A 24,919-nucleotide genomic window follows, 5' to 3' on the forward strand; every position below is an offset into this window, starting at 1 on the left:
TATAGGAGTAAATATGAAATATAAACCTACAAGCAGGAAAGAATTAAAAGATTTAGTAACAGATGAAAATATTTATTTGGGTGATATTGATACCAGCCTAATAACTGATATGTCAGGCTTATTTGAGTTTTTTAATAGAGATAATTATGAGGGTATAGAAAATTGGGATACTTCTAATGTAGAAGATATGTCTGGTATGTTTACTGCTAATAGAAATTTCAATAAAGATATTAGTAAATGGAATGTATCTAAAGTAAAAAATATGTCTAATATGTTTTTCTCGGCTGAAAAATTTAATCAGCCTTTGAATGATTTGGATGTAAGCAATGTAACAAATATGAATAGCATGTTCATGAATGCTAAAAGTTTTAATCAGCCTATCAATAATTGGAATGTGAGTAAAGTTAAAAATATGGACAATATGTTTCATAATGCTAATAGCTTTAATCAAGATATAAATGACTGGAATGTAAGCAATGTAGAAAGTATGAATCATATGTTTTCATCTGCTCATAAATTTAATCATCCTCTTAATAATTGGGATACTAAAAAAGTAAAAAGGATGTCTGGCATGTTTTCATTAGCTTATGCATTTAATCAAGATATTAATAATTGGAATGTAAGCAATGTTACTAATATGAGATGCATGTTTATGTTTGCAAGAAATTTTAATCAGCCTCTTAATAATTGGGATACTAAAAAAGTAAAAGATATGGCTGCAATGTTTTCATCAGCTTATGCATTCAATCAAAATTTAGATGATTGGAATATTGATAATCTTTCGGATATGACTAATTTTAATAAAGATTCTGCATTAGAATTAACTATTAAATTCAAAACTTATTTATATGCTTTTACTTTAGATAAAAAAGAAAAAAATAATTTAAATGATTTTATAAAAAACAATGCCGAAGAAGTATACAAAACTATAGAAAATAATAAAAATAAAAAAATCAATCTTCTTAAAAGATACTTAATAAATAATTTTTATAATGAATTAAAAGAATTAATACCAAATTATATTGAAAGTTTTAATAATATAGAAGAAGTTTATGATTATATAGATAAAAACTATAATAAAAAAGATGATAAAAAAGTAAAATTTATAGATGATATAGAAATAGAAAATATAGATAAAAGAATAATAAAATATATTTACTTATCATATTTAGAATTAAAAAGAGAACCCTACAGAATAAAACAAATAGATTATATTACAAATTTGCTTGATGAAAAGTCTTTTATAAATGCAATGAAAACAATATATGAAATCACCAATAAAGAAACTTCTCTCATTATGTATGCAATATATGGAGGCGATGAAGCATTAAGAGAGATTTATAAAAAAGAAAAAGATTCAAAATTATGTTTACTTGTATTTTCTATCAATAAAAACAGTAAATATGCTGTTAATATGCTTTATAATGTATTTAGAAAAAGTAAAAAATCTGAAATAAAAGAGATGACAGAAATAATAATTGAGGAGATGGCAAAAGAAAATAATTTGAGTGTTTATGAATTGGGATTAAAAGCTGTAGAAAATTTCGGATTTGATAGAAATGCAGAGAAAATAATAAATAATAGTCAATATAAAATAATTTTAAAAAATAATTATACTATAGAATTATTTGATATCAAAGAAAATAAAACATTAAAACAAATACCTAAAAATTTTGATGATAGTACAAAAGGAGAAATTAAATACATAAAAAAAGAAATTCCAAATATTATAAAAAATCAAAGTAATAATCTAATAAAAATTCTATTAGCAGGAAAAAAGTACGATTTTAATTTTTTTAAAGAAATATTTATTGATAATCCAATAATGAATATATTTGCTATTAATTTAGTTTGGAATTTATTTGATGAAAATAATAATTTTATAACAACATTCAGATATTCAGGAGATGGAAGCTATACCAACTGCGATGATGACACAGTAAATATAAATAATAATTATTTTGTAAGTTTATCAAGCCCTATAGAAATGGAAGAAGAAATTATAGTAAAATGGAAAAAACAGCTTGAAGACTATGAATTATCACAGCCAATAATGCAGTTTACAAATATAAAAATAAATAATTTAGAAGAAGCATTAAAAAAATTACAAAATATAGAAATAAGCATCGGTTCAATAAAAGCATTTTCTCAAAAATATGATATGAATACAGAATATAAAAGCTATTATGAAATTAATGGCTATTCTTATAAAGATTTATATAATAATCAAAAGTTTTATATGAAAACAAAAACTCTTAATACTGACACCAATAATAATTATAAAATAAGAATTAATATAAAGTTTAATAATGCTAGTAACAGATTTATATATACTTGTCTTATACTTTTAATATGTGATTTTGGATTAACTGAAATATACTGAAACAAATAAATTTTTACAAAGTTAAAAATTTTCATTTTATATTAAAAAAATAATTTTCTATCAACTTTTTCCCGTAGCAAAAAGTTGCAAAAAGTACAAATATTATAGCGTTGTATGTTTTGAATATGATAAACTATATAATAATGCCTGTATTTTAATATAAAAAATTCAGCTTTTTGTTTCTCGACTGCTGTAGGCACACTTCGTGAGGCGGGCACGCCACAATGACACTTACTTAGGTCTCAAAAGAAGTTGGTTTACACTTAGTTATATTTTAATAATCAATATTATTATTTTTCAAGAACTCTATTGCAGGCTCTATATTTTCAGCCGCTAATTCTTTCATGTTATCCATAATTGCATTTATTTCATATTCATCATTATTTTTTAAAGCTGTTTGATATGATTTATTAAAATACTCTAATGCTTCACCATTTAATTTATTATAATTTTCTATATTGTTTTTTTCTTTTAAAGCCAATCTTGATTTCACTTCACCTATATTATTATAAGGCAAAGAAAGTTCAGAATTTATTTCTAACGCTTTATAAAAATTTTCTAATGCCTCATCATACTCTTTTAATCTCACATAACAGCCGCCCAAATTATTAAAAGCATAATCATGTTCTTTATTTAATTTTATAGTAGTTTGATAATCTCTAAAAGCTTCATCATAATTTTTCAATGCCTCATTAGCAATACCCCTATTATAATATGCTTCATCATAATTCGGATTTAACTCTATAGCCTTGTCAAAGTCTCTAATAGCCTCTTCATACAAATACAAATCAAGCTCAGCATTTCCCTTATAACTATATATTTCATAATTATCAGGATCTAAATCTATAGCTTTGTTATAATCATTAATTGATTCTTTTATTAATCCTGCATTATGTTTGGCAATGGCTCTCTTACAATAACAATCATCTCCAAGCTCTATCGCCTTAGTATAATTATCTATAGCCTCATCGTAATTTTTTGATATTTCATTTAAAGCAGCTTTTAAAGTATACAAATAAGCTCTATCAGAATCTGACTCTGCATCATATAAAGCTTCATCAAAATCTTTCATAGCCTCATCATATAAATTCAAATTAATCTTTGCCATAGCTCTTTCATAATAAGCATCTATATGATCATTATCTAATTCTAAAGTTTTATTATAATCTTCAATGGCTTCTTCATAATGTTCTAAATCAAACTTGGCATTTCCTCTATAATAATAAGCATCAGCATAACAAGAATTAAATTTTATAAATACATCAAAATAATCAATAGCTTCTTCATATCTTTTTAATTCTAAATAACAAATACCTAAACTATAACAAACAAATTCATTATCCGAATCAATAATAGAATTAAAATCTTCTATAGCTTCCTCAAATAAACCTAAATTCTGTTTGCATAAACCCTTATTATAAACGGCTTCTGTATCATCAGGATTTAATTCCAAAACTTTATTATAATCTTCTATAGCTTTATTATATTCTTCTAACTTAAAGTATGTCAAAGCTCTGTTATAATAAGAATCAACATCCATTTCATTAAGCTCTATAGCCTTAGTATAATCATCTATAGCATTTTTAAACATATTTAAATTAGAATAAACTAAAGCCCTTTCATAATATATATAACTTTCATCAGGACAATAATCTATAGCAATTGTAAAATCTTCAATGGCTTCTTCCAATAAATTCAAATTATATTTAGATAAACCTCTATAGTAATAATATATATAATTAATTTCATTATACTCTATCAATAATGTATTAAAATCATCGACAGCTTCTTTATGTTTATCTATCTTAGCATAAGATAAAGCCCTAATAAAATAAGCATCTTTAAAATCAGAATCTAATTCTAAAGTTTTATTAAAATTATCTATTGCATCTTCATATAAGCCTAAACCATATTTAGCAACGCCTCTGCTATGATAAGCATTACTGTATTTATCATTAAGCTCAATAGTTTTATCAAAATACTTTATAGACTCCTCATACTCTTTTAAATTGCATTTAGAAGTACCTATATTATAGTAAGCACTTATCAAAATATTATGCATATCATTAATATCTTCATAATTTGTTTCATCATCATTATTATCATCATCATCACTATAAATAATAAATTCATCATCAGAATAAAAAACTAAATCCTTATTATAAATATCAATTATCTTTTCTAAGTTGTAAATAGCTTCTTCATATCTTTTTTCTTTAAAAGCATTTTTTCCTAATTCTAATAATTGCTGTATTTCTTTTTTTATCATTTATTTATCCTGAATAAAAATTTACAATTCACATATTAGAATATTTTTATAATTTTTCAAGTAAAACTATAATAAAAAATATTATTGATATATAAATTCTTTCTGTTATACTAATTAACATAATAATTAGGAGTAAAAAATGAGCAAAGAAGAGTTAAACAATAATGAAGAAATAAATACTTCCGGTTTTGATGCTATAACTGAAACATTTGAAAAAATATATCCTGAACAAAAAGAACCTTTACATTACAGACCTATAATATCTTATCAGCTTGGAGGAAAAGACCCGCTTGACGGAATAAGTATTTATAGAGGTAAAGGATATTATCATTTTGTTACTTATGGATTCAGCGAGCTTTATGAAAAAGAATCAGAAAATAAAGAGTATAGCGGATTTGGTTTTGAACTTACTTTCAAATTAAAAATGAATGAAAAACAGATTAATAATACTAAAGATGATGATACTGCTGATAATGAAATAAAAACTGTTGTAGGATTTTTACAGCAATTGGCAAGATATGTATTTGAAAGCGGTGCTGTTTTCAATCCTTATGAATATATATGGACTAAACAAAAAGAAGGAATAGATGCTGAACAAAAATCAAAGATAACAGGATTTATCACCATACCAGATGAAGCAGGCGAAATAAATACTCCAAATGGAAAAGTAATTTTTGTTGAGCTTTTAGGTGCTGCAGATTCAGAACTTAATGCTATATATGATAAAAAAATCACAGTAAAAGAATTGGCTCAAAAAATAGGAACCGATATAACAGATTATAACAGAGAATCTTTATTATAATTTTTTAATCATTAATATAAATCTTGTTTATTATAGTTTTATTATTTTCTCTTTTTACCTGAAGCTTATAAATTTTATCTGATGAATCTTTAAAATCCTCTCTGTAATGTGCTCCCCTGCTTTCTTCTCTATCAAGCATACTCAAGGCAATCATCTTAACACTTTCAATAATTAAATAAATTTCTATAGAACCATCTTTAATATTTTCTTTTATGCTGTAATTGCTTCTAATCTCGTCAATCTTTCTTAAAAATTTTTCTATTTTTTCTCTGCTTCTTACAACAGATAAATTTTCACTTACTAATTCTCTTATTTTTTCAAGCACTTCATTTTTTTTAAGATTGTTTTCTTTATCATCTTTTGAAATATCATTTATCCAATCATTAAACTCTTTTTCTATACTATTTAATTTTTTATTATCATTAAATTTATTATTTTTAATATATTTATAAGCATCTTTAACAGCATTATTTCCAAACACCAAAGCACCGCCAACAGAATTTCCGCCTAGCCTATTAGCTCCTTCTATAGCAGATGATAATTCGCCAATAGCATAAAGCCCATTAACACCGGTAAATCCATTGCTGTCTATTTTTATGCCTCCATTACAGCTATGAGCAAAATGAGTTATTAAAGTTTCATCTTTAAGTAAATCAATATTCATTTCTTTCTTAAGCCAATCCAAATAAACAGTATAAAATTCTTCTTTGTCTTTATATAAATCTTCAGAATATTTTAATTTTACTCCGCTGTAAGGTATTTTTAAATCTATTTCACTGCTTTCAAAATCTATACTAAAAGGAGCATAAGCACTTCTTTCAATCCATAATTTTTTATTTTTATCATCGTTTATTCCTTCCAAAATTAATTTATTATCTTCATCATACATGCCAATACAATATTTAAGAGTATGCTCTCCAAACAAAACGTTATATTTAGGCTTTAAATATGCAGGTATAAATTGAATAAACTCCATATTTTGTGCATAAGCTCCAGCATCTAATGCAGTTATATGACAAGTACCATTAATTTTTTTTGGATACAAGCTATTTTTATAATTTCCTGCAATTCCACCTGCAGCTAAAATTATCATTTTAGATTTTATAAAGAAAAATTTATCTTTATTTTGAAATATTGCTCCATAAACTTTATCATTATTTTTTATGATTCTTATTAAAGAACTTTCTTCAAATATTTTCAGTCTTTTATTTTTTCTGAAAATTTTATTAGCTCTTTTTCTAGCCCCATTCCAATCATTAATCAAAAAAATATTTCTTGAGTATTTAGCAAAACATGCAGGTCTTGAATCCTTTCTAAGCCAAGGTTTAAAACCGATTCTTTTTAGAAGATAAACATCTCTTTTAATATTTTTTATATAAGTTTTTATAAGCTCTGGATTTTCAACACCTTTACCCATATTAGTAATATCTTCATAATATTTATCATAATCATTTTCATCTTTTGTTGCCTGTATGCCTAATGTAGCTTTCAAAGGAAAATAAGAAGCTCCAGAACAAATCTTAGAAGAATCAGCAATGCATACTCTTTTAAAAACTTTCAATGCTCTTTCAGCAGCAATAAGCCCAGCTATTCCTCCGCCTACAATCAATACATCACAATAAAATTTTTTGTTTATATTCATACAATCACTCTTAGATAATTTTTATAATTGAATATACTAAAAATTTTTAAGTTTGTCAATTTTTTGTTGTTCTTTTTCCCGCCGCAAAAAGAACCAGACAAAGTCCGCCTTTGGCGAAAGTGCAAGGATAAAATTAGTACTAAATAATACTAAAGTTGTCTTACATATAAGATAATTTATTAAATTAAAAAATTATTTTGAAAAAATATAGTTGTTTGGTATATATTAACATTTCATTATATCATTACAATATTAGAATAATTATATAAAATAATCATTCTGTAAGTAATATATCAGCACTTCTATTTTTATATAATGCAAAAGATACTATCAAAGTGGCTATCTCGCTTATAGGCAAAACCAAAACCAAACCTATAAATCCGAAAATATTTGGAAGAGTTAATACCAATACAACAGGAAGAATCATACTCCTTAAAGCAGCAACAATTGCAGAAGCACCAGCCTTTTGAACTGAAGTATAATATGCACTCATTATGATATTTATTCCAACACCTATGAATGTAGGTATAGAAGTTCTTACAAAAAATAAAGCATCATCAAAAGTTTGATTATCAACGTCTTTTAAAAGCGTATTAACAAGAAGACTAGGATCAATTAAAAGTATAATAGAACTTAATACCGATATAAAAGTAATTAAAAATACTGATATCTTTAAAAAATCTTTCATTCTGTTTTTATTTCTAGCGCCATAAGAAACACTTACTAAAGGCTCTAATGCCTCGCCTATTGAATATGCAAGCATTATAAAAAACATTATTGCATAATTAGCAACTGAATATACTAGTATGCCTCTGTTTCCTGAAATATTATATGCTGTTATATTAAAAAGCCAAGGAATGAGTCCTGATGAAAAATTACTTAAAAACTCAGAAAATCCATTAAATGCAGCTTTTAGTATATATATCCAGCCTCCGTAAATTTTTATTATCTTTAATCTGCAATTAGGTTTGAAGAAATATAATAATCCCATCAAAAAAGCTATTATCTGTGATATTGCAGTAGCCCAAGCAGCTCCGGCAATTCCAAAATGAAAAGCTATAATGAAAAGAGGATCCAATACCATATTGGCCAAAGATGATATTATAAACATTGCAGAAGCAAATCTAGGAGAACCATTGAGCCTTACAAACTGACTTAAAACATAAGCCATTCCCCAAAAAAATGTTGCAAATAGTACACCCTCTACATAATCCAATGATAATTCATAAACTTCTCCATGTGCTCCAAAAAAAGGAAGAAGACTCTCTCTAAATATATATGCTATAATCAAAGGAAAACTAGCTATAGTAAGAACAACAATTAAAGTTTGAGTAAATATTAAATTTGCACGTCTTATATTATTCTCACCTATACATTTTCCGGCAAGAGCAACAGAACCTATAGTGAGCATTACATAAATACCGAAAGATAAAGCAGTTATAGGCCATACTATATTTATTGCAGTAAAAGCCTCTGCTGATATAAAATGTGCTACGAAAAAACCATCTACAAATACAGCAGCACTTCCCATTATCATGCCCAATATGCTAGGTATTGCAAATTTTGAAAATAAATTAATACTGCTATTTTCTATTAAAGTTCTATTATTAAGTTCCATTAATTATTCCTTTAAAATAAAAAGAAAAAATATTATAAGAATTATAAAAACATATACTAAAGAAAAAGATTAAGATATAAAAATAAATTATTAATAGTATGTTTTTTGACTAAATATATTATAGTCATATTATTATTTTATGTCAAGCTTATAAAATCTTATTGCATAATAATATTTTATTAATATAATGATTCAATACTATTAAAAGGAATAAAAAATGCATATAATAAAATATATTAAAAAAAATTTGAAAATATGAATGACACTATAGAAAAAGCTATATATTTTCCTAAGACAGAAACATTATCCAACGAGGAAAAAGCCAATAAATATTTCAGCTTACAAGACTATACAGGTATTTCTGTAGATAATGATAAAGTTTTTGGTGTATATATACTTCATCCGAATAATATAGGAAAATGCGGACATATATCAAATGCCTCTTATGAAGTAAGTAAAGAATCAAGAAGAAAAAGAATAGTAGAAGCATTAGTTAGAGATTCTATGAAACAAGTCAAGAAATTAGGATATAAAATACTTCAATTTAATGCCGTTGTAATATCAAATATTAATGCTCATAAACTATATAAAAAAAATTGGGTTTAATAAAATAGGTATAGTTAAAAGGATACATCAATAAAAATAATGAGTATGAGGATATTGTACTTTATTATATAGATTTATAAATATAAAAAAACAAGGGAGATAATTATTTAATTACCACCCTTGTTTTATAATTTTCAATTAATAGTTCTTATGCTTTTTTTAAAGGCACAGGAAGGCTTTTTACAGAATTTACTTTTTCATTAGTAATGGCTTTAGTAGGACATTTAGCTATACTTTCATCTGTAACAGCATAGTCCTCATAATTAACTATAGCAAGATAATTATCAACCTTCATACCGCCTTCTTTAGTATTTTTAACACATATATTACATCCAATACATGCTCTGTCGCAAGCTTTTTTAGCTATAGGACCTTTATCTTTAGATTTACAATAAACATGTATATCTTGTGAAGCTGGGTGAATCTCAATAAGTTTCTGAGGGCAAGCTTTAACACAAGCACCGCAAGAAACACATTTATCTTCAACTATAACAGGCATTCCTGTTTCTTCATCTTTAACGATAGCACCAAACTCGCAAGCGTTCATACAGTCATAAAAACCAACACAACCATAAGAACATTCTTTAGTTCCTCCAGCCATAACAGCAGAAACACAAGTAGGAGCACCTTTATAAACCTTATTAGATTTAGCTATTCCATTATGTCCATGACAGAAAATATATGCTCTTGTTTTTTCTTTTTGTTCAGGAGCTACTTTACCTAAGAAGTCTGCAACTTTAGCAGCAGTATCAGGACCTCCAACAGAACAACCGTCTACAGGAGCTTTATCATCAACTAAAGCCTTAGCAAACTGTGCACAACCAGCAAAACCGCATCCTCCGCAGTTAGCACCTGGAAGCATTTCAGTAAGTGTTGTAACTCTCTCATCAACTTCAACTTTGAAAATTTTTGAAGAAAATATCAATAAAACAGCCAATATCAAAGCAATTAAGCCTGAAGATATTGAAGCTACTAAAACAGATGTCATCATTTTTATTATCCTTATAAAATACTTCTAACACTCAAAATCATATTTTTATTATTCCGGAAAAACCATAGAAAATAAGTGCAAGTATACCTGCAGTAATGAAAGGCATAGCAGGACCTTTAAAAGCTTCCGGTATATCTGCAGTCATTAAACGTTCTCTTATGCTAGCCATTATAACTAAAGCTAATGTAAAACCAACGCCTGCACCTAAAGCAAATACTATATTTTGTATAAAGTTATATTTGTATAAAACACCAAATAAAGCCAATCCTAATACACAGCAGTTAGTAGTAATAAGAGGAAGATAAATACCCAAAGAAAGATATAAACTTTCACTAGTTTTTCTTACTACCATCTCAACAAATTGTACTAAAGCTGCGATTACAATAATGAAAAGAATAGTTTGTAGGAATTCGATTTTAAAAGGAACTAATATGTAATACTGTATCATCCAGCTAACAGCAGCAGTCAAAACCAATACAAAAGTAACGGCAATACCCATACTGATTGCTGAATCTAGCTTGTTTGATACTCCCAAAAACGGACATATACCCAAAAATTTAGTTAAAACAAAATTATTAACTAAAACTGTTGCTACAAATAATAAAATTAAATTAACCATTAAGCTTTTCCTCCTCTAGCGTCTATAGCTCTTTTGATAGCAATTAAAGTTCCTAAAGTGAAGAAAGCACCAGGAGCCATAATCATAACAACCCAAGGAGTAGTAATTTCATTATATGCATTCAAAGCGAAAGGCATAGCAGACTCAAAGAAACCTCTTAAAGTACCTACTATATCAAAACCAAGCCAAGTACCATTACCCAAAATCTCCCTGATAGAAGCAAGTAATGTCAAAGCAATAAAGAAACCTACACCATTACCTAAAGCATCAAAAATACTAGGAATAATTCCGTTTTTATTAGCAAAAGCCTCTGCTCTTCCTAATATAATACAGTTTACAACTATAAGCGGAATATATGGACCTAATGCCAAAGACAATGTATAAAACTTAGCTTTCATAACAATATCTGTTAAAGTAACGAAAGCTGCTATAACCACTATGTATCCCATAATTCTAACTTCATTAGCGTAAATCTTCTTAATAAGAGAGATTAAGGCAGAAGAACAAACCAAAACGAATATAGTAGCTACTGACATACCTATAGCATTCATTACACTGCTTGTTACTGCCAAACTAGGACACATACCAAGAACCTGAACGAAGGTAGGATTATTTTTCCAAACACCTTCCATAAATACCTGAGAATTTTTCATAATAATTTAACCTTGATTTAATTAAGATTATACTTGTATATTATATAATAAATCATAATTTTTTCAAGTAAAATTATGATTTACAGCCTTTTAATTATTATTTTAATTCTTCAACAAAATATGGACAAAAGCATACATCAATATAATTTATAGTTTACCATCATCTTTTATTTTGAAAAATGACATAGCATCTTCCAATTTGATAGATAATTCCTCTAATTCCTCTGAAATTTCGCTAACATCCTCTGCCAATTTAGTGTTATTTTTAGAACTATCTTCTATATTAATTATATGAGAACTAATAGAATCTATACCATCTTTCTGTAATTTCAAAGCACTGTTAAAATTAGAAAGCAAAGAATATGCTTTTTCTATCTTTTCTTTCATGTCATTGAATAATTCTTTAGATTGATTAGTAGATTTAGCAGCTAGCTCTATACGTTTCTGACTTTCTTCTATAAGAGATGATATATCTTTTACGGATCCTGATGTACTTTGTGCTAAATTTCTAACCTCATTTGCTACAACAGAAAAACCCCTTCCATTTTCTCCAGCTCTTGCAGCTTCAACAGAGGCATTCAAAGCTAATATATTTGTTTGAAAAGCAATATTTTCTATAACATTTGTTATATCTTTTATTTTGTTACTAGCTTCACTTACAGAATTAGCATTATCAGCTGCTTCCGAAATACTGCTGTCAGCCATATCTATGGAACTATTAGCTTCTTTCATTATATTAATAAGTTCATTAGCATAATTAGTAGTTTCTAATACAGAATTTCCTATATTATTAGTTATGCTAGAAGTTTCCTGCATTTTATAAGAATTACTTTCTGTTTCTGCATGAAGTTTACTATTTTTTGAAGATATTTCTCCGGCTTTATCCTTTGCATCAACAGCTATACTATTGGCAACATTGACTGCATTTATTAATGCTGATTTCATATTATAAAAACTACACATTAATTTACCTATTTCATCTTTTCTAGTACTGCAAGAAACATTATCATTATTAACTATATAACCTTTAGATATATTGTCAGCTTCATTTACAACCATATTAAGAGGTAAAATTATAGATCTAGCTATCAATTTACCAATAAAACAAATAATCATAGCCATAACAATAGCTATAATTACAACTATCTTTGTAAGTCTATTTTTATCTCCATAAATTTCATCTTGGCTGTAACTTACTATCAAGTACCAAGGTGTATTATGTATAGGATTAAATAATGCTATTTCAGACACATTGTTATCATCTACATATTCCAAAATACCTTCTTTAGCATCCAAAACATGTTGAAAGAATTCATCTTCTTTAGCTCTTATAGTTTCCGGCTTTCTTTCATAAGCTGAAGTACCTATTATATTACTCTCATATATATACAATTTATTTGTATCATTATGAGCTATTATATTTTTATTCTTATCGATTATCATTATAGAACCTGTCTCTCCTAATTGACTAGGCATAATATAATCTGCTATAAATTTCATCCAATTAATAGAGCTATTTAATACTCCTACAACTTTTCCGTTTTCATCTTTAACACCTTTCCATATAACACATATAGCATTAAGTGGATTAGCTGAAGAAGGCTGAATCAAATCTCTTCCCGCAAAATCGAATCCTGTATCTCTAAATCTAGTCCAATCTGATGAATTTTTACCATAATTAATATGAAGTAATTTTCCGCCTATAGAATCAAGTACTATATTAGCATCAAAATTAACTAAAGAATAATTATAGAAAACCTGTGTATCGGCAACTTCTCTAGTAAATTCCTTCAACGATTCTTCTGCCGCCAATTTATTTTCTTCGCTTGGATCAACTAGATATTTTGCTAGATTAGGATCTTTAGAATATAAATCCATAACTAATCTTTTTTCAGTGAAATATAAATCTATCATATCTGAATATGATTTTGCTGCAACTCTTAATCCCTTTATAGCTGTATCTTCTATAGAACGGGAACTTATTATTGTAATTATTAATACAATAATTGACATACATAGTATAAACATAATAGAAATTATAAAAGGTATCCTAAAAGAAAGATTATTTATTTTCATAATAACAAAACCATACTAAAAAAAATTTAGATATTTTTCAAAAAACTAATTATTTTTTATATTCTATAATATAATCGAAAAATAAAAAAAAATCAAATTCTAAATATAAATAATTTAATTTTAATACATAAAAATACTACCAGTGATACTTTATATATAAAACAATCATTTAATGTAAATAAAAATCACAAATAACAAATTAAAATTAAAATTTGATTACTAAAATAGATAATTTACAAAGATAATTTAAATTTATACACATATCCCACCCCCATAAACTTTAAAGTTTTTTTATGATTTTATAATCATATTATTCTTTTATATCAACTTAGAAAAAGCATACCCGCCCCAATTTTTATTAAATTAACAATTTCCACACCGCACGCAGAGTAAGGCTGTAAATATATGCCAATTATCAATTCTAATTTTTATTATATTTGAAATTTTGTTCACCGTGCGTAGAGAAGATTTTTAAATTTTAAAAAACTAGGGCGGGCAGCTATAATTTCTTGATAAAGCATTAAGAAAATTGTAAGTAAAAATGTTAAAATATATAACAAACCTAAAGGGCGGGGAATGAGAAAAAATTAAAAAACTTATTTACCATATTTTTTTAACATATCTTTCATTTCATCTTCAAACTCTATATAGAATTCTAAATCTTCACTATTTATAGATGAGTCTGCTCCGTTTTTTAATAAAAGCTCAAATATATCATATTTGTGATTTTGAGCAGCTACAATTAATGCAGTATTTCCTTCAGGATCTGTCATATTAAGATCAGCATTATTTTTTATAAAGAATTCTACAAGATTTATATTATCTCTCCTTACAGCCATCATTAATGGAGTATATCCATCCCTTCCTTTTTTATTAATGTCTGCATTATTATCTAATAATATCTTTGCAATCTCTATCTTCTCTACAACAGTTAAAGCTGTAAGTCCTCCATCATCTTGAAAGTTAACATCCCCTCCTTCAGATATATATTTATTTATTTCATCAGTTTTGGAATATAAAACATCAAAAATAAATTGACTACTTTTTTTATATTCATCATCATGATAATTCCTAAAAATTTTATACATCTCATCATTCCAATTTTCATCTGCATAATATGAACATCTTCTTCCATAACCATCTCTTGCAGATACATCAGCTTTATTTTTTATTAAAATTTTCACTATATTAATATGATTATGCATAGCAGCAAGAATTAAAGCAGTGTAGCCTAATTTAGTTTGAATATTAATATCAGCATTATGCTCTATTAATAAGTTTAATATTTTTTTAGCATTATGGGAAGCGGCATACATTAAAGGTGTAGCATTTTCATTATCTACCGCATTTACATCGGCTCCCCTCTTTATAAACTCTACAGCAATATCAAAATTATTATCATTATTAGCAACATATTCTAAAGCTGTTTTATTTAAATAATTTTTAAAATTGACATCAACATTATTCTCTAATAATATTTTTATTATTTCTTTATGATGAAACTGTGAAGCTAAAAGCAGAGCATTAGAACCTATTGAGTCATCTGATTCATCTATAGTATTATTAATATCAATTCCTTCAGCAATATATTTTAAAACCTTATCAGCATTATTTTCAGCAGCAGCATATAAAAATTGTATTTCTCTTGATGATGATTCTTTTATTAAATCTGTTATTTCTTTTACATAATTATTTCTATTGTATGCTATATCTAATGCAGTTTTTCCAGATTCATTTTTTAATGTTAAATCAGGTTTATATTTCAAAAGAAGTTCTACAATTTTTGTATTTCTTTCATATACTGCATACATTAGAGGAGTTTCTTTTCTGTGATCTGATAAATTAATATCAGCATTATGCTCTAATAATATTTTTACCATATCATAAGAATTAGCATCACAGGCTAATATTAAAGGAGTTTTTTTAAATTCATCTTGCACATTTATATTAGCATTATACTCAAGAAGAACTTTAACTCCTTCAATATTTCTTCGTTCGCATGCATTAAGTAAGGCTGTATTTTGATTGAAATTATTTTTTATTTCAGTATCAGCACCGTTTTCTAATAAAGTCATCATAAAATCTTTTTTTTCTTCATTGTAAGAAGCAAGCATTAATGCTGTAGAGCCTTTGCTATTTGTAGAATTTATATCTGCACCATATTCTAATAATATTTTTATTATTTCTGTACTAAGTTTATCATTTTTTATAAAGGAATAATATATTAACGCTGTTTCTCCTTTTTTATTTTTATAATTAGGATCATAGCCATTTTCAAGTAATATTCTCACTATTTCAGCATAATTTTGACTGCAGGCTATCATCAATGCAGTTAAATAATTATTTTCTAATTTAGTTTCTATATACATATCAGCTTTGTGTTCAAGAAGAATTTTTACCACATCTGCTCTGCCGTAAATACATGCATATATCAAAGCTGTATAATTATCATCATTAGTCATATCTATAGAGGCATTATACTCTAATAAAAGTTTTACTATATCAGTATTTCCTTTATAAGAGGCAATCATTAAAGGAGTGCATCCATCTTTATTCTTAAAATCAATTTCAATATCTTTTTTTTCAATAACATTTTTATTATTTTCATGTTCAATTAATATTTTTGCTATTCCAAATACATTTATATTTATATAATTATTTTTATTCAATAAATATTTTATTTGCTGAATATCGCCGTCTTCTATAGCATTGAAAAATTCAATTTTTTCTTTATCTGTAAACATCATACCACACCTAATATATATTACCTCACTATAGTATAGTAAAATTAATACTTTTAGTCAATTTAATTAAAAATCTAATAAACATAATATATTTAATTAAAGCTTGGGCAGGCATCTATAATTTCTTAATAAATCATCAAAAAAAAATTATCAAAAATTTCAAAGCAGATAAAAAATATAAAGGGTGGGGAATTAGAGTAAATTTAAAACCTATTTACACACCCCACCCTTTTATATTTTCTGCTTTATTTTTTTTATTATAAGTTTTATTTATTTTTTAGCTTCATTAGAAATTACAGCACCCGCCCAAGATTTTATTAAATATAAATAGTTTATTAACCGCACAATGAATGCATTTTTTATAAACAATAAAATATTAAAATAAAATGAATTTAATTAATAGATATTAATATATAGTAGATATAAGAAACTAAGTTATTTGAGATTAACATAATAATATTAACATAATAGTATTAACATAATATTAAAATATATTTTTAAATAAAACTGAAGAAAAAATTTTTATTTAACTAAAAAAAATTAATAATTAAAAAACGATAACCGATAATAATTGTGTGTTCAGGGAAGAACACATACAAATAATTCATGGAGGAACCATATGGTTATCAACAATAATATAAGTGCTATAAATGCACAACGCACACTTAAATTCCGCCAAGTAGATCTTAAAAAAGACGCTGCTCAAATTTCTAGCGGTATGAGAATCAATCAAGCTGGAGATGATGCTTCTGGATTAGCAGTATCTGAGAAAATGAGAACTCAGATTCGTGGTTTACGTATGGCTGAAAGAAATACTCAAGACGGTATATCTTTCATTCAAACTACTGAAGGATACTTAGAAGAAACTACTAACATTCTTCAAAGAATTCGTGAATTAGCTATACAAGCTGCTAACGGTATCTATACTGACGAAGACAGACTTTATGTACAAATCGAAGTTTCTCAGTTAGTAGACGAAATCGACAGAGTTGCTTCACAAGCTCAATTCAACAAACTTAACATGTTAACTGGAAGATTCGCTAGATCTACAGGTGAAAATGCTCCTGCAGCTTCTATGTGGTTACACATCGGTGCTAATATGGACGAAAGAAAACGCGTTTATATCGGTACTATGAACAGCCAAGCTCTTGGACTTAAAAACCCAGTTGGACCTGCTGTTACAGCTACATTCATCAGCGTTTCTAGCCCATCTAAAGCTAACTCTGTTATCGGTATGGTAGACGAAGCTCTTCTTAAAGTATTAAAACAAAGATCTGACTTAGGTGCTTATCAGAACAGATTAGAAATGACAGCTCAAGGCTTAATGGTTGGATTCGAAAACATGCAGGCTTCTGAAAGCAGAATTCGTGATACAGATATGGCTGAAGCATCAGTTAAACTTGCTAAAGATCAAATTCTTAACCAAGCTAACTTGTCTATGCTTGCTCAAGCTAATCAGTTACCACAAGGTGCTCTTAGATTATTACAATAATTAATATTCAATTAGTTTTGTAATATTAACCATATAAAGGGGGACATTCTTAATCGGATGCCTCCCCTTTTATTTTTAAACTATATACTATAAAATTCTTATAATCATATATTAATAACCATATTAAACTGCTTGGATATCTCTTTTTTATAACGCTTAAATACTGAGATACAGCAGACTGAGTTACATTAAGCTTTTTTGCTAACTCCCCCTGACTTTTTCCCTCTGCAAATAATTTCATTATTCTTTTTTGTTTTGGTGTAAGTATAGCTATTATTAAATTTGAAACCCTGCTATATTCACTATCAGTCAAAGCGTTTGTATAAAGTATATTATCCAAATCATCATTTGTTAATATACTCTCTCTGCTGTCTGTTCTATCAGAATTAATTTTCCTAGTTCCCAAACTTTTATTAATCTCTTTTAAAACATCATTACAAAGTTTTTTACAGGTATCATATTTAGAACATAAATTGCACATTATATTAATACTCCTTTAAAATACATAATATTTTATCAAGAATTTCAGGTTTATAATTTTCTGTATCAACATCTTCTAATTGTCTTATGGCATTCTTAATATCAACACGCATTATAACCCATTCCTCCCAATTAGTTTTTTTGTTGTAAAAATAATCATCCTCCTTAATATTATCTAATATGTTTTTTATGAGTCTCTTATAATAGATTGTGCTTTGAAATTTATTCATTACGAACTCCTTATACAGTATATATAAATACTGTATAAATATTTATACAGTATAAATAAATTTATTTCAACCTACTATAATGTATGTTTGTATACTATAATAGTATTTTGTAATTATATATAAAAAATACAATACAATTCATACAAATTTTATAAAAGAGCATTATTTACATACCCCGCCCTTTAGGCTTTTTAGATAAATTTGAATTTTTAATTTTATTTATATTTGATACTTATACAGAAAAAGCATGCCCACCCAAGCTTTTTTTAAAATTTATGACTTTGTATACAAAAAAAGGAAGCAGAAAACTGCTCCCTTTGTAGATTCTAGATTCTAGATTTTTAATTGATATTAAGAGTCAAGAAAATCTTTTAACTCTTTTTTCTTAGATTGTGCTCTTAATCTCCTTATAGCTTTTGCCTCTATCTGACGAATACGTTCTCTAGTAACCTTGAATACATATCCCACCTCTTCAAGAGTATGAGAATAACCATCAACAAGACCGAAACGCATTCTTATAACCTTTTGTTCTCTGTCAGGCAAGCTGTCAAGTATTGAATCAATCTGCTTTCTTAATATTTTGAAAGTAGTAATATTTTGAGGACTTTCAAATTCTTTATCTTCGATAAGTTCACCCAAAATGGTATCTTCTTCATCACCTATAGGAGCATTCAAAGAAACAGGGTCTTTAGCAACATTTCTTACACTTTTTACCCTACTTTCAGGCCAACTTAAAGCCTTTGCTATCTCTTGAATAGAAGGCTCTCTTCCATGTTGCTGCATATACTGTCTTAATACTCTTTGAACCTTATTAATCTGCTCTATCATATGAACAGGAACCCTTATAGTTCTAGCTTGATCACTTATAGAACGTGTAATAGCCTGACGAATCCACCAAGTAGCATATGTAGAAAATTTATAACCCTTTTTGTATTCAAATTTATCTACAGCCTTGATAAGTCCTATATTTCCCTCTTGTACCAAATCGAAGAAATGAAGCCCTCTATTAACATACTTTTTAGCTATAGCAATAACAAGTCTTAAATTAGCCTTAACAATATGATCTTTAGCCTGAGCAATTTTTCTTCTTGATGAATCTATTTTACGAACCCATTCCACTAAAGTCTCTTTATCAATGCGAACTTCATCATAAATATCAGCCATACGAACCTGTGCTTTATGGAAACTAGTTATTACAGCTTCTATAGCTTCAGGAGTAATATTAAATTCATCTACAAGTCTTATATATATATCCTTGTTTCCAGATTCTATCTCTTTGTAATAATTTTCAAAGTCTGATATTTCTTTATAGTATCTTTTTTTAAGTTTTTCAAAATACTCTTCTATCTGATTTATTCTATGCAAATAGAACTTTAGCTTTTCAGCTATTCTGTCTATTTCCATTCTGTTTAATCTTACTTTTGTTAAAAGTTTTACTATATTTTCTTTAACTTCCTCTTGTTCTTTAGTAAGAGCTTTAATAGTCTTTTGTGTAGTAATCTTTTTTATTCTCTTATCTAAAGCTAGATATTTTTCAGCTAATGCAACATACTCTTTTTCAAAGTTTTTATACTTTCTTTCTAATTTTCTTTTCTCCTGAGTAGAAACATTATATATCCTAGGAGGTTCTAATATTTCATGTATAGAAACTTTTCCTATCTGCACATTTTTGATAGTATTTAATACTTCCCCTACTACAAGATGAGTATTCAAGATTATACTTTCTATTTCAGTTTCTCCTGATTCAATCTTTTTTGAATAATCAACCTCATCATCATGAGTAAGCAGACTCACCTTTCCAATTTCTTTAAGATAAAGCCTTATAGGATCATCATTGTTGCCAACCTTATCCTCAACATGTATGAATTTTGCGGCATCATCAATCTTATTTTGATTCTTAGAAAGGCTTTCAAACTCTCTTTTGTCTTCAACGATAACAATTTTTCTTGCAGCTAATAATTGAAAAAGTATATCCATTACATCAGTATCCATATTATCAATGGCACCGTTAATCTCTTTAAATGTAAGATATTTATTGGCATTTCCTTTTTCAAGTAATTTTCTAATCTTTTCATTATTTTTAATCAAAAGATCGCAATCTTCTTCTGTCATCATAAATCACTTCCTTGATGTAATTTTTCTTTTTGCTTATTAAGTAAACTTATTCTACGAGCTGCTTCATAAATATTATCTAAATTATCCAAATTTATATTATTTTGTAATTCTTTTTTTTCGGAGTCTATGCAGCCGCTTTTAATTTTAATAATAAGCTCCTCCAGTTTTTCATATATATTTTCACTATATAGTTTTTTCTTGCTTAAAATCTGATTGGCTATATGCTCATTTCCTAATACATTAAGAGCATCTTCAACACTTGCTTCTTTATTAAGAGTTAAGAGCCTTATATAAAATTCTCTTGTTATATCTTTCTTAATAAGATCAACACTAATTTCTCTTTCTGCCTCTTTAATCAAAGAAGGATTCAAAGCAAGCAAATATATTAAACTATTTTCATAGTAAAATTTGTTATCTGTATTATTTTTTACTTTTTTATCATATTTTATACCGGAAGCATACTGATTTGCATTATATGTGTTCAAATAGTCTTTGTTAAAAGCTTCTCTATCAACATTAAGTTTTGAAGCTACGTATGAAATTATCATCTGTTTCTCTGTTTCACTTTTCACAGCATCTAAATACTTATAAAAACTATTAATAACATTTAATTTTTCTGCTATAGATAAAGAAGAAATATCCTTTTTTATTTCAGTATCTATAACAAAATCATACCAATTAAGTTTATTATTATACAATATATCAAACCGGCTTCTACCATAAACTGTAAAAAATTCATCTAAATCTTTAGTTTCTTGTATAGAAAGTATAGTCAACTTTAAATCAAACTTCAAGAGCGTAATTATAGCAGATTTTGCCGCTTTTATGCCTGCTTCATCGCTATCTAATGCTAATACTACATTTTTAGTGTATTTTTTTATTTCTCTAGCATGTTCTTCTGTAATTGCCGTTCCTAAAGTGCCGACAACATTTTTTATACCCATTTTATGGCATGCTATTGTATCCATATAACCTTCAACAAGCATTATTTCATCTTGCTTCATTACATACGATTTAGCAATATTTATACCATATAATGAAGATTTCTTTTTAAATATGAGGCTTTCTTTAGAATTTAGATACTTAGGCTCCTTACCATCTATACTTCTGCCTCCAAAACCAACTATCTCTTCACGTTCATTTATTATAGGAAACATTATCCTATTAACAAATGTATCATAATAATGATTAGGATTATTCTTGCTTACACCTACTAAGCCTAATATATTCATATTATTTACTGTAATTTTATTCTCTGTTAATGCATTCATTAAAGCATTCCAACTAGGAGGAGCATAGCCTATCTTAAATTCCTTTATAATGCTGAATGGTATTTTTCTTGATTTCAAGTATTTTTCAGCATCTTTATAGAAGTAATCTCCATTTTTATCTTTTAAAAACAGACTTTTACCAAAAAAGTTGCATGCTATTCTGTTAATTCTTCTGCTTTCTAAATATATTTTATCTTTTTGTGTAGTCTTTGCAGAAAAAAATCCGCTTACATCAACCGAAAACCTATTGCCTAAATACTGCACAGCCTCTTTGAATGATTTATTTTCTTTTTCTTTGAGGTATGTAATAACATTGCCTTTAGCACCGCATGTAAAGCATTTATATATACCCTTTGAATCATCAACAGACATAGAAGGATTTGTTTCCTGTCCGTCTTTATGAAAAGGGCATTGAACGGTATATTGACTTCCGCCTCTATGTATTACTTTGTATCTATCTCTTAATATATCAACAAGAGATACTCTAGACAATAGATTATTTAATTTTTCAATAAATAAATTATCCACAATAAATAAGCTCAAACTCTAATATCCATATATAATCGGATATTAAAATATTAAAAATTAAACATTATCCCCACAAATAAATATCCATAAATATAAAAATATTTTAAAAAAAGTCAAGTATTTTTAATATTTTTTAATCAAAATAATATTAGTTAAAATCAATTTATTTTACATATTTATTACTTGACAAAATTCTGTTTTTTATTATTATAGTGTGAACATGTTTTGCGGAGACTTATTGTGTTTAGTTATTTTGAAAAAAGTCAGAGAAGAAGAAGGATCTTAAATAACATAAAATCAAGAAGGATTATAATAGATAAATTTAATATTCCATTAGGTATAGTACCTAGCGAATATGTATACCCAATAGAGGGTACAAAAATAGAATTAAAAAATACTGATAACGGAGATGTATATTCATATAAAATATCCGTTTCTGCAGAAAAAATATTTTCATTGTATATGAAATTATTAAAATTATTTCCATCTTATGGCACCATGATCATAGAAAGAATCAGCGAAGATGTTAACAGAGATTTCGATGTTCTTATGAGCGATCCTGATGTTTCATTAAATGAAATAAGAAAAGTATTTAGAAGATATAATGAATTATGGGTTGAATGCGGTTTTGTAGGTTTTGGTGTTATAGATGAACTTACAGAATTTGAAATTTTTATAAATTTAGATAAAGAAATAGAAATTAACACTTCATATAAAAATATGAAGCAAATTAATCGTATATTGCGTTCATATAAACTTCTTAATGATAATGTTTCTTTTATCAGCGATTATGAACATATGCATTATTCTCTATCATCTATAGTTGCAGATGAAGGATGTTCTGAAGCTGATGAATATGTTTTTGATTATTATGATATTATAAATAATCTTAAATCAACTTATGGATTCACTACTATTAATTTAAATGATGTTAATAATATTATAAAAACCCCTAAATGGTGGAATGTTACAGTTAAGGGTTTGGGTAAATGTCAAAAAAGAACCTTTATATCTACTTATTATATAGTAGCAAACACCATAGAAGAAATGGAAACATTAATAGACGAAAAAATGAAAGATATGAACGTTGATTATTATTATATATACGATTTTTATAATGTTGATCCTAATGATTATAATTATGAAAGCGTGAATGTTACTAATATTCAAAATGTATCTTTTGAAAAAGCACCTTTTGGTATATGGGGACAGTCTGATGTATTTATATGTAAAGCTAAAAATATAGCTTCATATTATATTAATAAGAATTATGCAAGAACATACTAATGATAATTTTACAAATGCTTTAAAAATAAAAGAACATGTTAAATATCAATTTAAATATTGCCCTTATTGCGGTGAAAAAGATTCTTTTATTTTTAATGATGTAAAAATTTTTCAATGCTCAAAATGCAAAAGAACATACTTTACTAATCCTGCATCTGCTGTAGGCGTTATAATAGAAACTCCTAATGGTATAGTATTTGTTGAAAGAGGAATAGAACCTAAAAAAGGTTATATAGATATGCCTGGAGGTTTTTGTGAGCCTTATGAAAGAGTTGAAGATACCGCTGTTAGGGAAGTTCTTGAAGAAACAAATATAAAATTAAATGATATACATTTTTTAATAAGCGGAGCTAATGAATACATATATGATGGTATCATGTATGTTACAACAGACATATTCTTCTATTCAAAATTAGACTATGTTCCAGATGCTGCTCCAAACGATGATGCTTCAAAAGTAATTTTTATAAAAAGAGAAAATATTGATTTTGAAAAAATAGCTTTTGAATCTGCCAAAGAGGCTTTTTCTTATTATATTAAAAATTTTTAATTTTTTATTAATATTAAAATAATTCAATTATGACAAATAAAAGACAAATTTTAGAAATAATATTGGCTTCGTTAAGTGCAATTTTAATAGCAGGATTTATTAGAATATTTTTCTTTGATACTTATATAGTTACTAATAAATCTATGGAGCCTACTTTTTTTGAAGGCGATCAGATACTTCTTTTGAAAAAAAATTTTGTATTTAATAGAATTAAAAACTTTGATGTTATAGTATTCAATTATAATGATACCAATCTTGTAAAAAGAGTTATAGGAACAGAGGGCGATAAAGTAGAAATAAAAGACGGCGGACTTTATTTGAATGATAAATTAATAGAACATGAATATTATATATTTTCAAATGAAGATAACGGACTATATATTTTGGGCAATAATCAATATTTTGTTTTGGGCGATAATATAAAAGTGAGTGAGGACAGCAGGTATTTTGGGCTTATAGATGAAAAAGACATAAAAGGACAGGTTATACTAATATTCAGCCCCAAAAAAAGATTTCAGCTATTTAACAATATTTTTCATAATAATAATATTTCAGAATAAATT

Annotated in this window: 18 protein-coding genes and 1 pseudogene; 7 read left to right on the forward strand and 12 right to left on the reverse strand. The window is 26.7% G+C overall.

The window, feature by feature from the left end; genetic code table 11:
- Nucleotides 1–13: 13 nt before the first annotated feature.
- Entirely contained in the window at nucleotides 14–2,383 is a 2,370-nt protein-coding gene (locus tag BINT_RS09875; protein ID WP_014488433.1) for a BspA family leucine-rich repeat surface protein, read from the forward strand.
- Nucleotides 2,384–2,657: 274 nt separating this feature from the next.
- On the opposite strand, the gene BINT_RS09880 is transcribed toward BINT_RS09875, so the two are convergent.
- A complete protein-coding gene (locus tag BINT_RS09880; RefSeq protein WP_014488434.1) occupies nucleotides 2,658–4,652 on the reverse strand; it encodes a tetratricopeptide repeat protein in 1,995 nt (664 codons plus the stop codon).
- A 139-nt stretch (nucleotides 4,653–4,791) separates the two neighbouring features.
- Between BINT_RS09880 and BINT_RS09885 the strand changes: the two genes are divergently transcribed.
- Nucleotides 4,792–5,454, forward strand: a complete 663-nt coding sequence (locus BINT_RS09885; RefSeq protein WP_014488435.1) for a suppressor of fused domain protein — start codon at nucleotides 4,792–4,794, stop codon at nucleotides 5,452–5,454.
- Between the two features lie 4 nt (nucleotides 5,455–5,458).
- On the opposite strand, the gene BINT_RS09890 is transcribed toward BINT_RS09885, so the two are convergent.
- Nucleotides 5,459–7,096 carry an FAD-binding protein gene (locus BINT_RS09890; RefSeq protein WP_014488436.1) on the reverse strand — a complete coding sequence of 546 codons (1,638 nt, stop codon included), beginning with the start codon at nucleotides 7,094–7,096 and terminating at the stop codon, nucleotides 5,459–5,461.
- Between the two features lie 274 nt (nucleotides 7,097–7,370).
- Nucleotides 7,371–8,714: an MATE family efflux transporter gene (locus BINT_RS09895; RefSeq protein WP_014488437.1), complete on the reverse strand. Its 1,344-nt coding sequence runs from the start codon at nucleotides 8,712–8,714 to the stop codon at nucleotides 7,371–7,373.
- A 217-nt stretch (nucleotides 8,715–8,931) separates the two neighbouring features.
- Between BINT_RS09895 and BINT_RS09900 the strand changes: the two are divergent.
- Nucleotides 8,932–9,400 (forward strand): annotated as a pseudogene (locus BINT_RS09900) (GNAT family N-acetyltransferase).
- A 68-nt stretch (nucleotides 9,401–9,468) separates the two neighbouring features.
- On the opposite strand, the gene BINT_RS09905 reads toward BINT_RS09900, so the two are convergent.
- The 5 genes from BINT_RS09905 to BINT_RS09925 form a co-directional block, all read right to left on the reverse strand.
- Entirely contained in the window at nucleotides 9,469–10,311 is an 843-nt protein-coding gene (locus tag BINT_RS09905) for an RnfABCDGE type electron transport complex subunit B (RefSeq protein WP_014488439.1), read from the reverse strand.
- A gap of 37 nt (nucleotides 10,312–10,348) precedes the next feature.
- Nucleotides 10,349–10,930: an electron transport complex subunit RsxA gene (rsxA, locus tag BINT_RS09910; protein WP_013113074.1), complete on the reverse strand. Its 582-nt coding sequence runs from the start codon at nucleotides 10,928–10,930 to the stop codon at nucleotides 10,349–10,351.
- Complete coding sequence (gene rsxE, locus BINT_RS09915) at nucleotides 10,930–11,583, reverse strand: electron transport complex subunit RsxE (RefSeq protein ID WP_014488440.1); 654 nt, start codon at nucleotides 11,581–11,583, stop codon at nucleotides 10,930–10,932. Before rsxE ends, rsxA begins: the two co-directional genes overlap by 1 nt.
- Nucleotides 11,584–11,730: 147 nt before the next feature.
- Nucleotides 11,731–13,659 carry a methyl-accepting chemotaxis protein gene (locus BINT_RS09920; RefSeq protein WP_014488441.1) on the reverse strand — a complete coding sequence of 643 codons (1,929 nt, stop codon included), beginning with the start codon at nucleotides 13,657–13,659 and terminating at the stop codon, nucleotides 11,731–11,733.
- A gap of 596 nt (nucleotides 13,660–14,255) precedes the next feature.
- Entirely contained in the window at nucleotides 14,256–16,403 is a 2,148-nt protein-coding gene (locus tag BINT_RS09925) for an ankyrin repeat domain-containing protein (RefSeq protein WP_041177390.1), read from the reverse strand.
- A gap of 619 nt (nucleotides 16,404–17,022) precedes the next feature.
- Between BINT_RS09925 and BINT_RS09930 the strand changes: the two genes are divergently transcribed.
- Nucleotides 17,023–17,895, forward strand: coding sequence for a flagellin N-terminal helical domain-containing protein (locus BINT_RS09930; RefSeq protein ID WP_014488443.1), 873 nt, complete (start codon nucleotides 17,023–17,025; stop codon nucleotides 17,893–17,895).
- A gap of 49 nt (nucleotides 17,896–17,944) precedes the next feature.
- On the opposite strand, the gene BINT_RS09935 is transcribed toward BINT_RS09930, so the two are convergent.
- The 4 genes from BINT_RS09935 to dnaG form a co-directional block, all read right to left on the reverse strand.
- Nucleotides 17,945–18,376, reverse strand: coding sequence for a helix-turn-helix transcriptional regulator (locus BINT_RS09935; RefSeq protein WP_014488444.1), 432 nt, complete (start codon nucleotides 18,374–18,376; stop codon nucleotides 17,945–17,947).
- A 4-nt stretch (nucleotides 18,377–18,380) separates the two neighbouring features.
- Nucleotides 18,381–18,605 (reverse strand): hypothetical protein, encoded by a 225-nt coding sequence (locus BINT_RS09940; RefSeq protein WP_014488445.1) that lies wholly within the window; start codon nucleotides 18,603–18,605, stop codon nucleotides 18,381–18,383.
- A gap of 351 nt (nucleotides 18,606–18,956) precedes the next feature.
- The gene (rpoD, locus tag BINT_RS09945) at nucleotides 18,957–20,720 is read right to left on the reverse strand and encodes an RNA polymerase sigma factor RpoD (protein ID WP_014488446.1); all 1,764 of its coding nucleotides are present in this window, start codon (nucleotides 20,718–20,720) and stop codon (nucleotides 18,957–18,959) included.
- Nucleotides 20,717–22,519 carry a DNA primase gene (gene dnaG, locus BINT_RS09950; protein WP_014488447.1) on the reverse strand — a complete coding sequence of 601 codons (1,803 nt, stop codon included), beginning with the start codon at nucleotides 22,517–22,519 and terminating at the stop codon, nucleotides 20,717–20,719. The genes rpoD and dnaG overlap by 4 nt, the downstream gene beginning before the upstream one ends.
- Nucleotides 22,520–22,759: 240 nt before the next feature.
- On the opposite strand from dnaG, the gene BINT_RS09955 reads away from it, so the two are divergent.
- The 3 genes from BINT_RS09955 to lepB are packed head-to-tail and all read left to right on the forward strand — an operon-like array spanning nucleotide 22,760 to nucleotide 24,916.
- Nucleotides 22,760–23,806, forward strand: coding sequence for a hypothetical protein (locus BINT_RS09955; RefSeq protein ID WP_014488448.1), 1,047 nt, complete (start codon nucleotides 22,760–22,762; stop codon nucleotides 23,804–23,806).
- On the forward strand, nucleotides 23,790–24,356 hold the full coding sequence (locus BINT_RS09960) for an NUDIX domain-containing protein (protein ID WP_014488449.1): 567 nt from the start codon (nucleotides 23,790–23,792) through the stop codon (nucleotides 24,354–24,356). Before BINT_RS09955 ends, BINT_RS09960 begins: the two co-directional genes overlap by 17 nt.
- A 29-nt stretch (nucleotides 24,357–24,385) precedes the next feature.
- A complete protein-coding gene (lepB, locus tag BINT_RS09965; RefSeq protein WP_014488450.1) occupies nucleotides 24,386–24,916 on the forward strand; it encodes a signal peptidase I in 531 nt (176 codons plus the stop codon).
- Nucleotides 24,917–24,919: the final 3 nt, after the last annotated feature.

This window comes from Brachyspira intermedia PWS/A (assembly GCF_000223215.1).
GTDB classification, from domain to species: Bacteria; Spirochaetota; Brachyspiria; order Brachyspirales; family Brachyspiraceae; genus Brachyspira; species Brachyspira intermedia.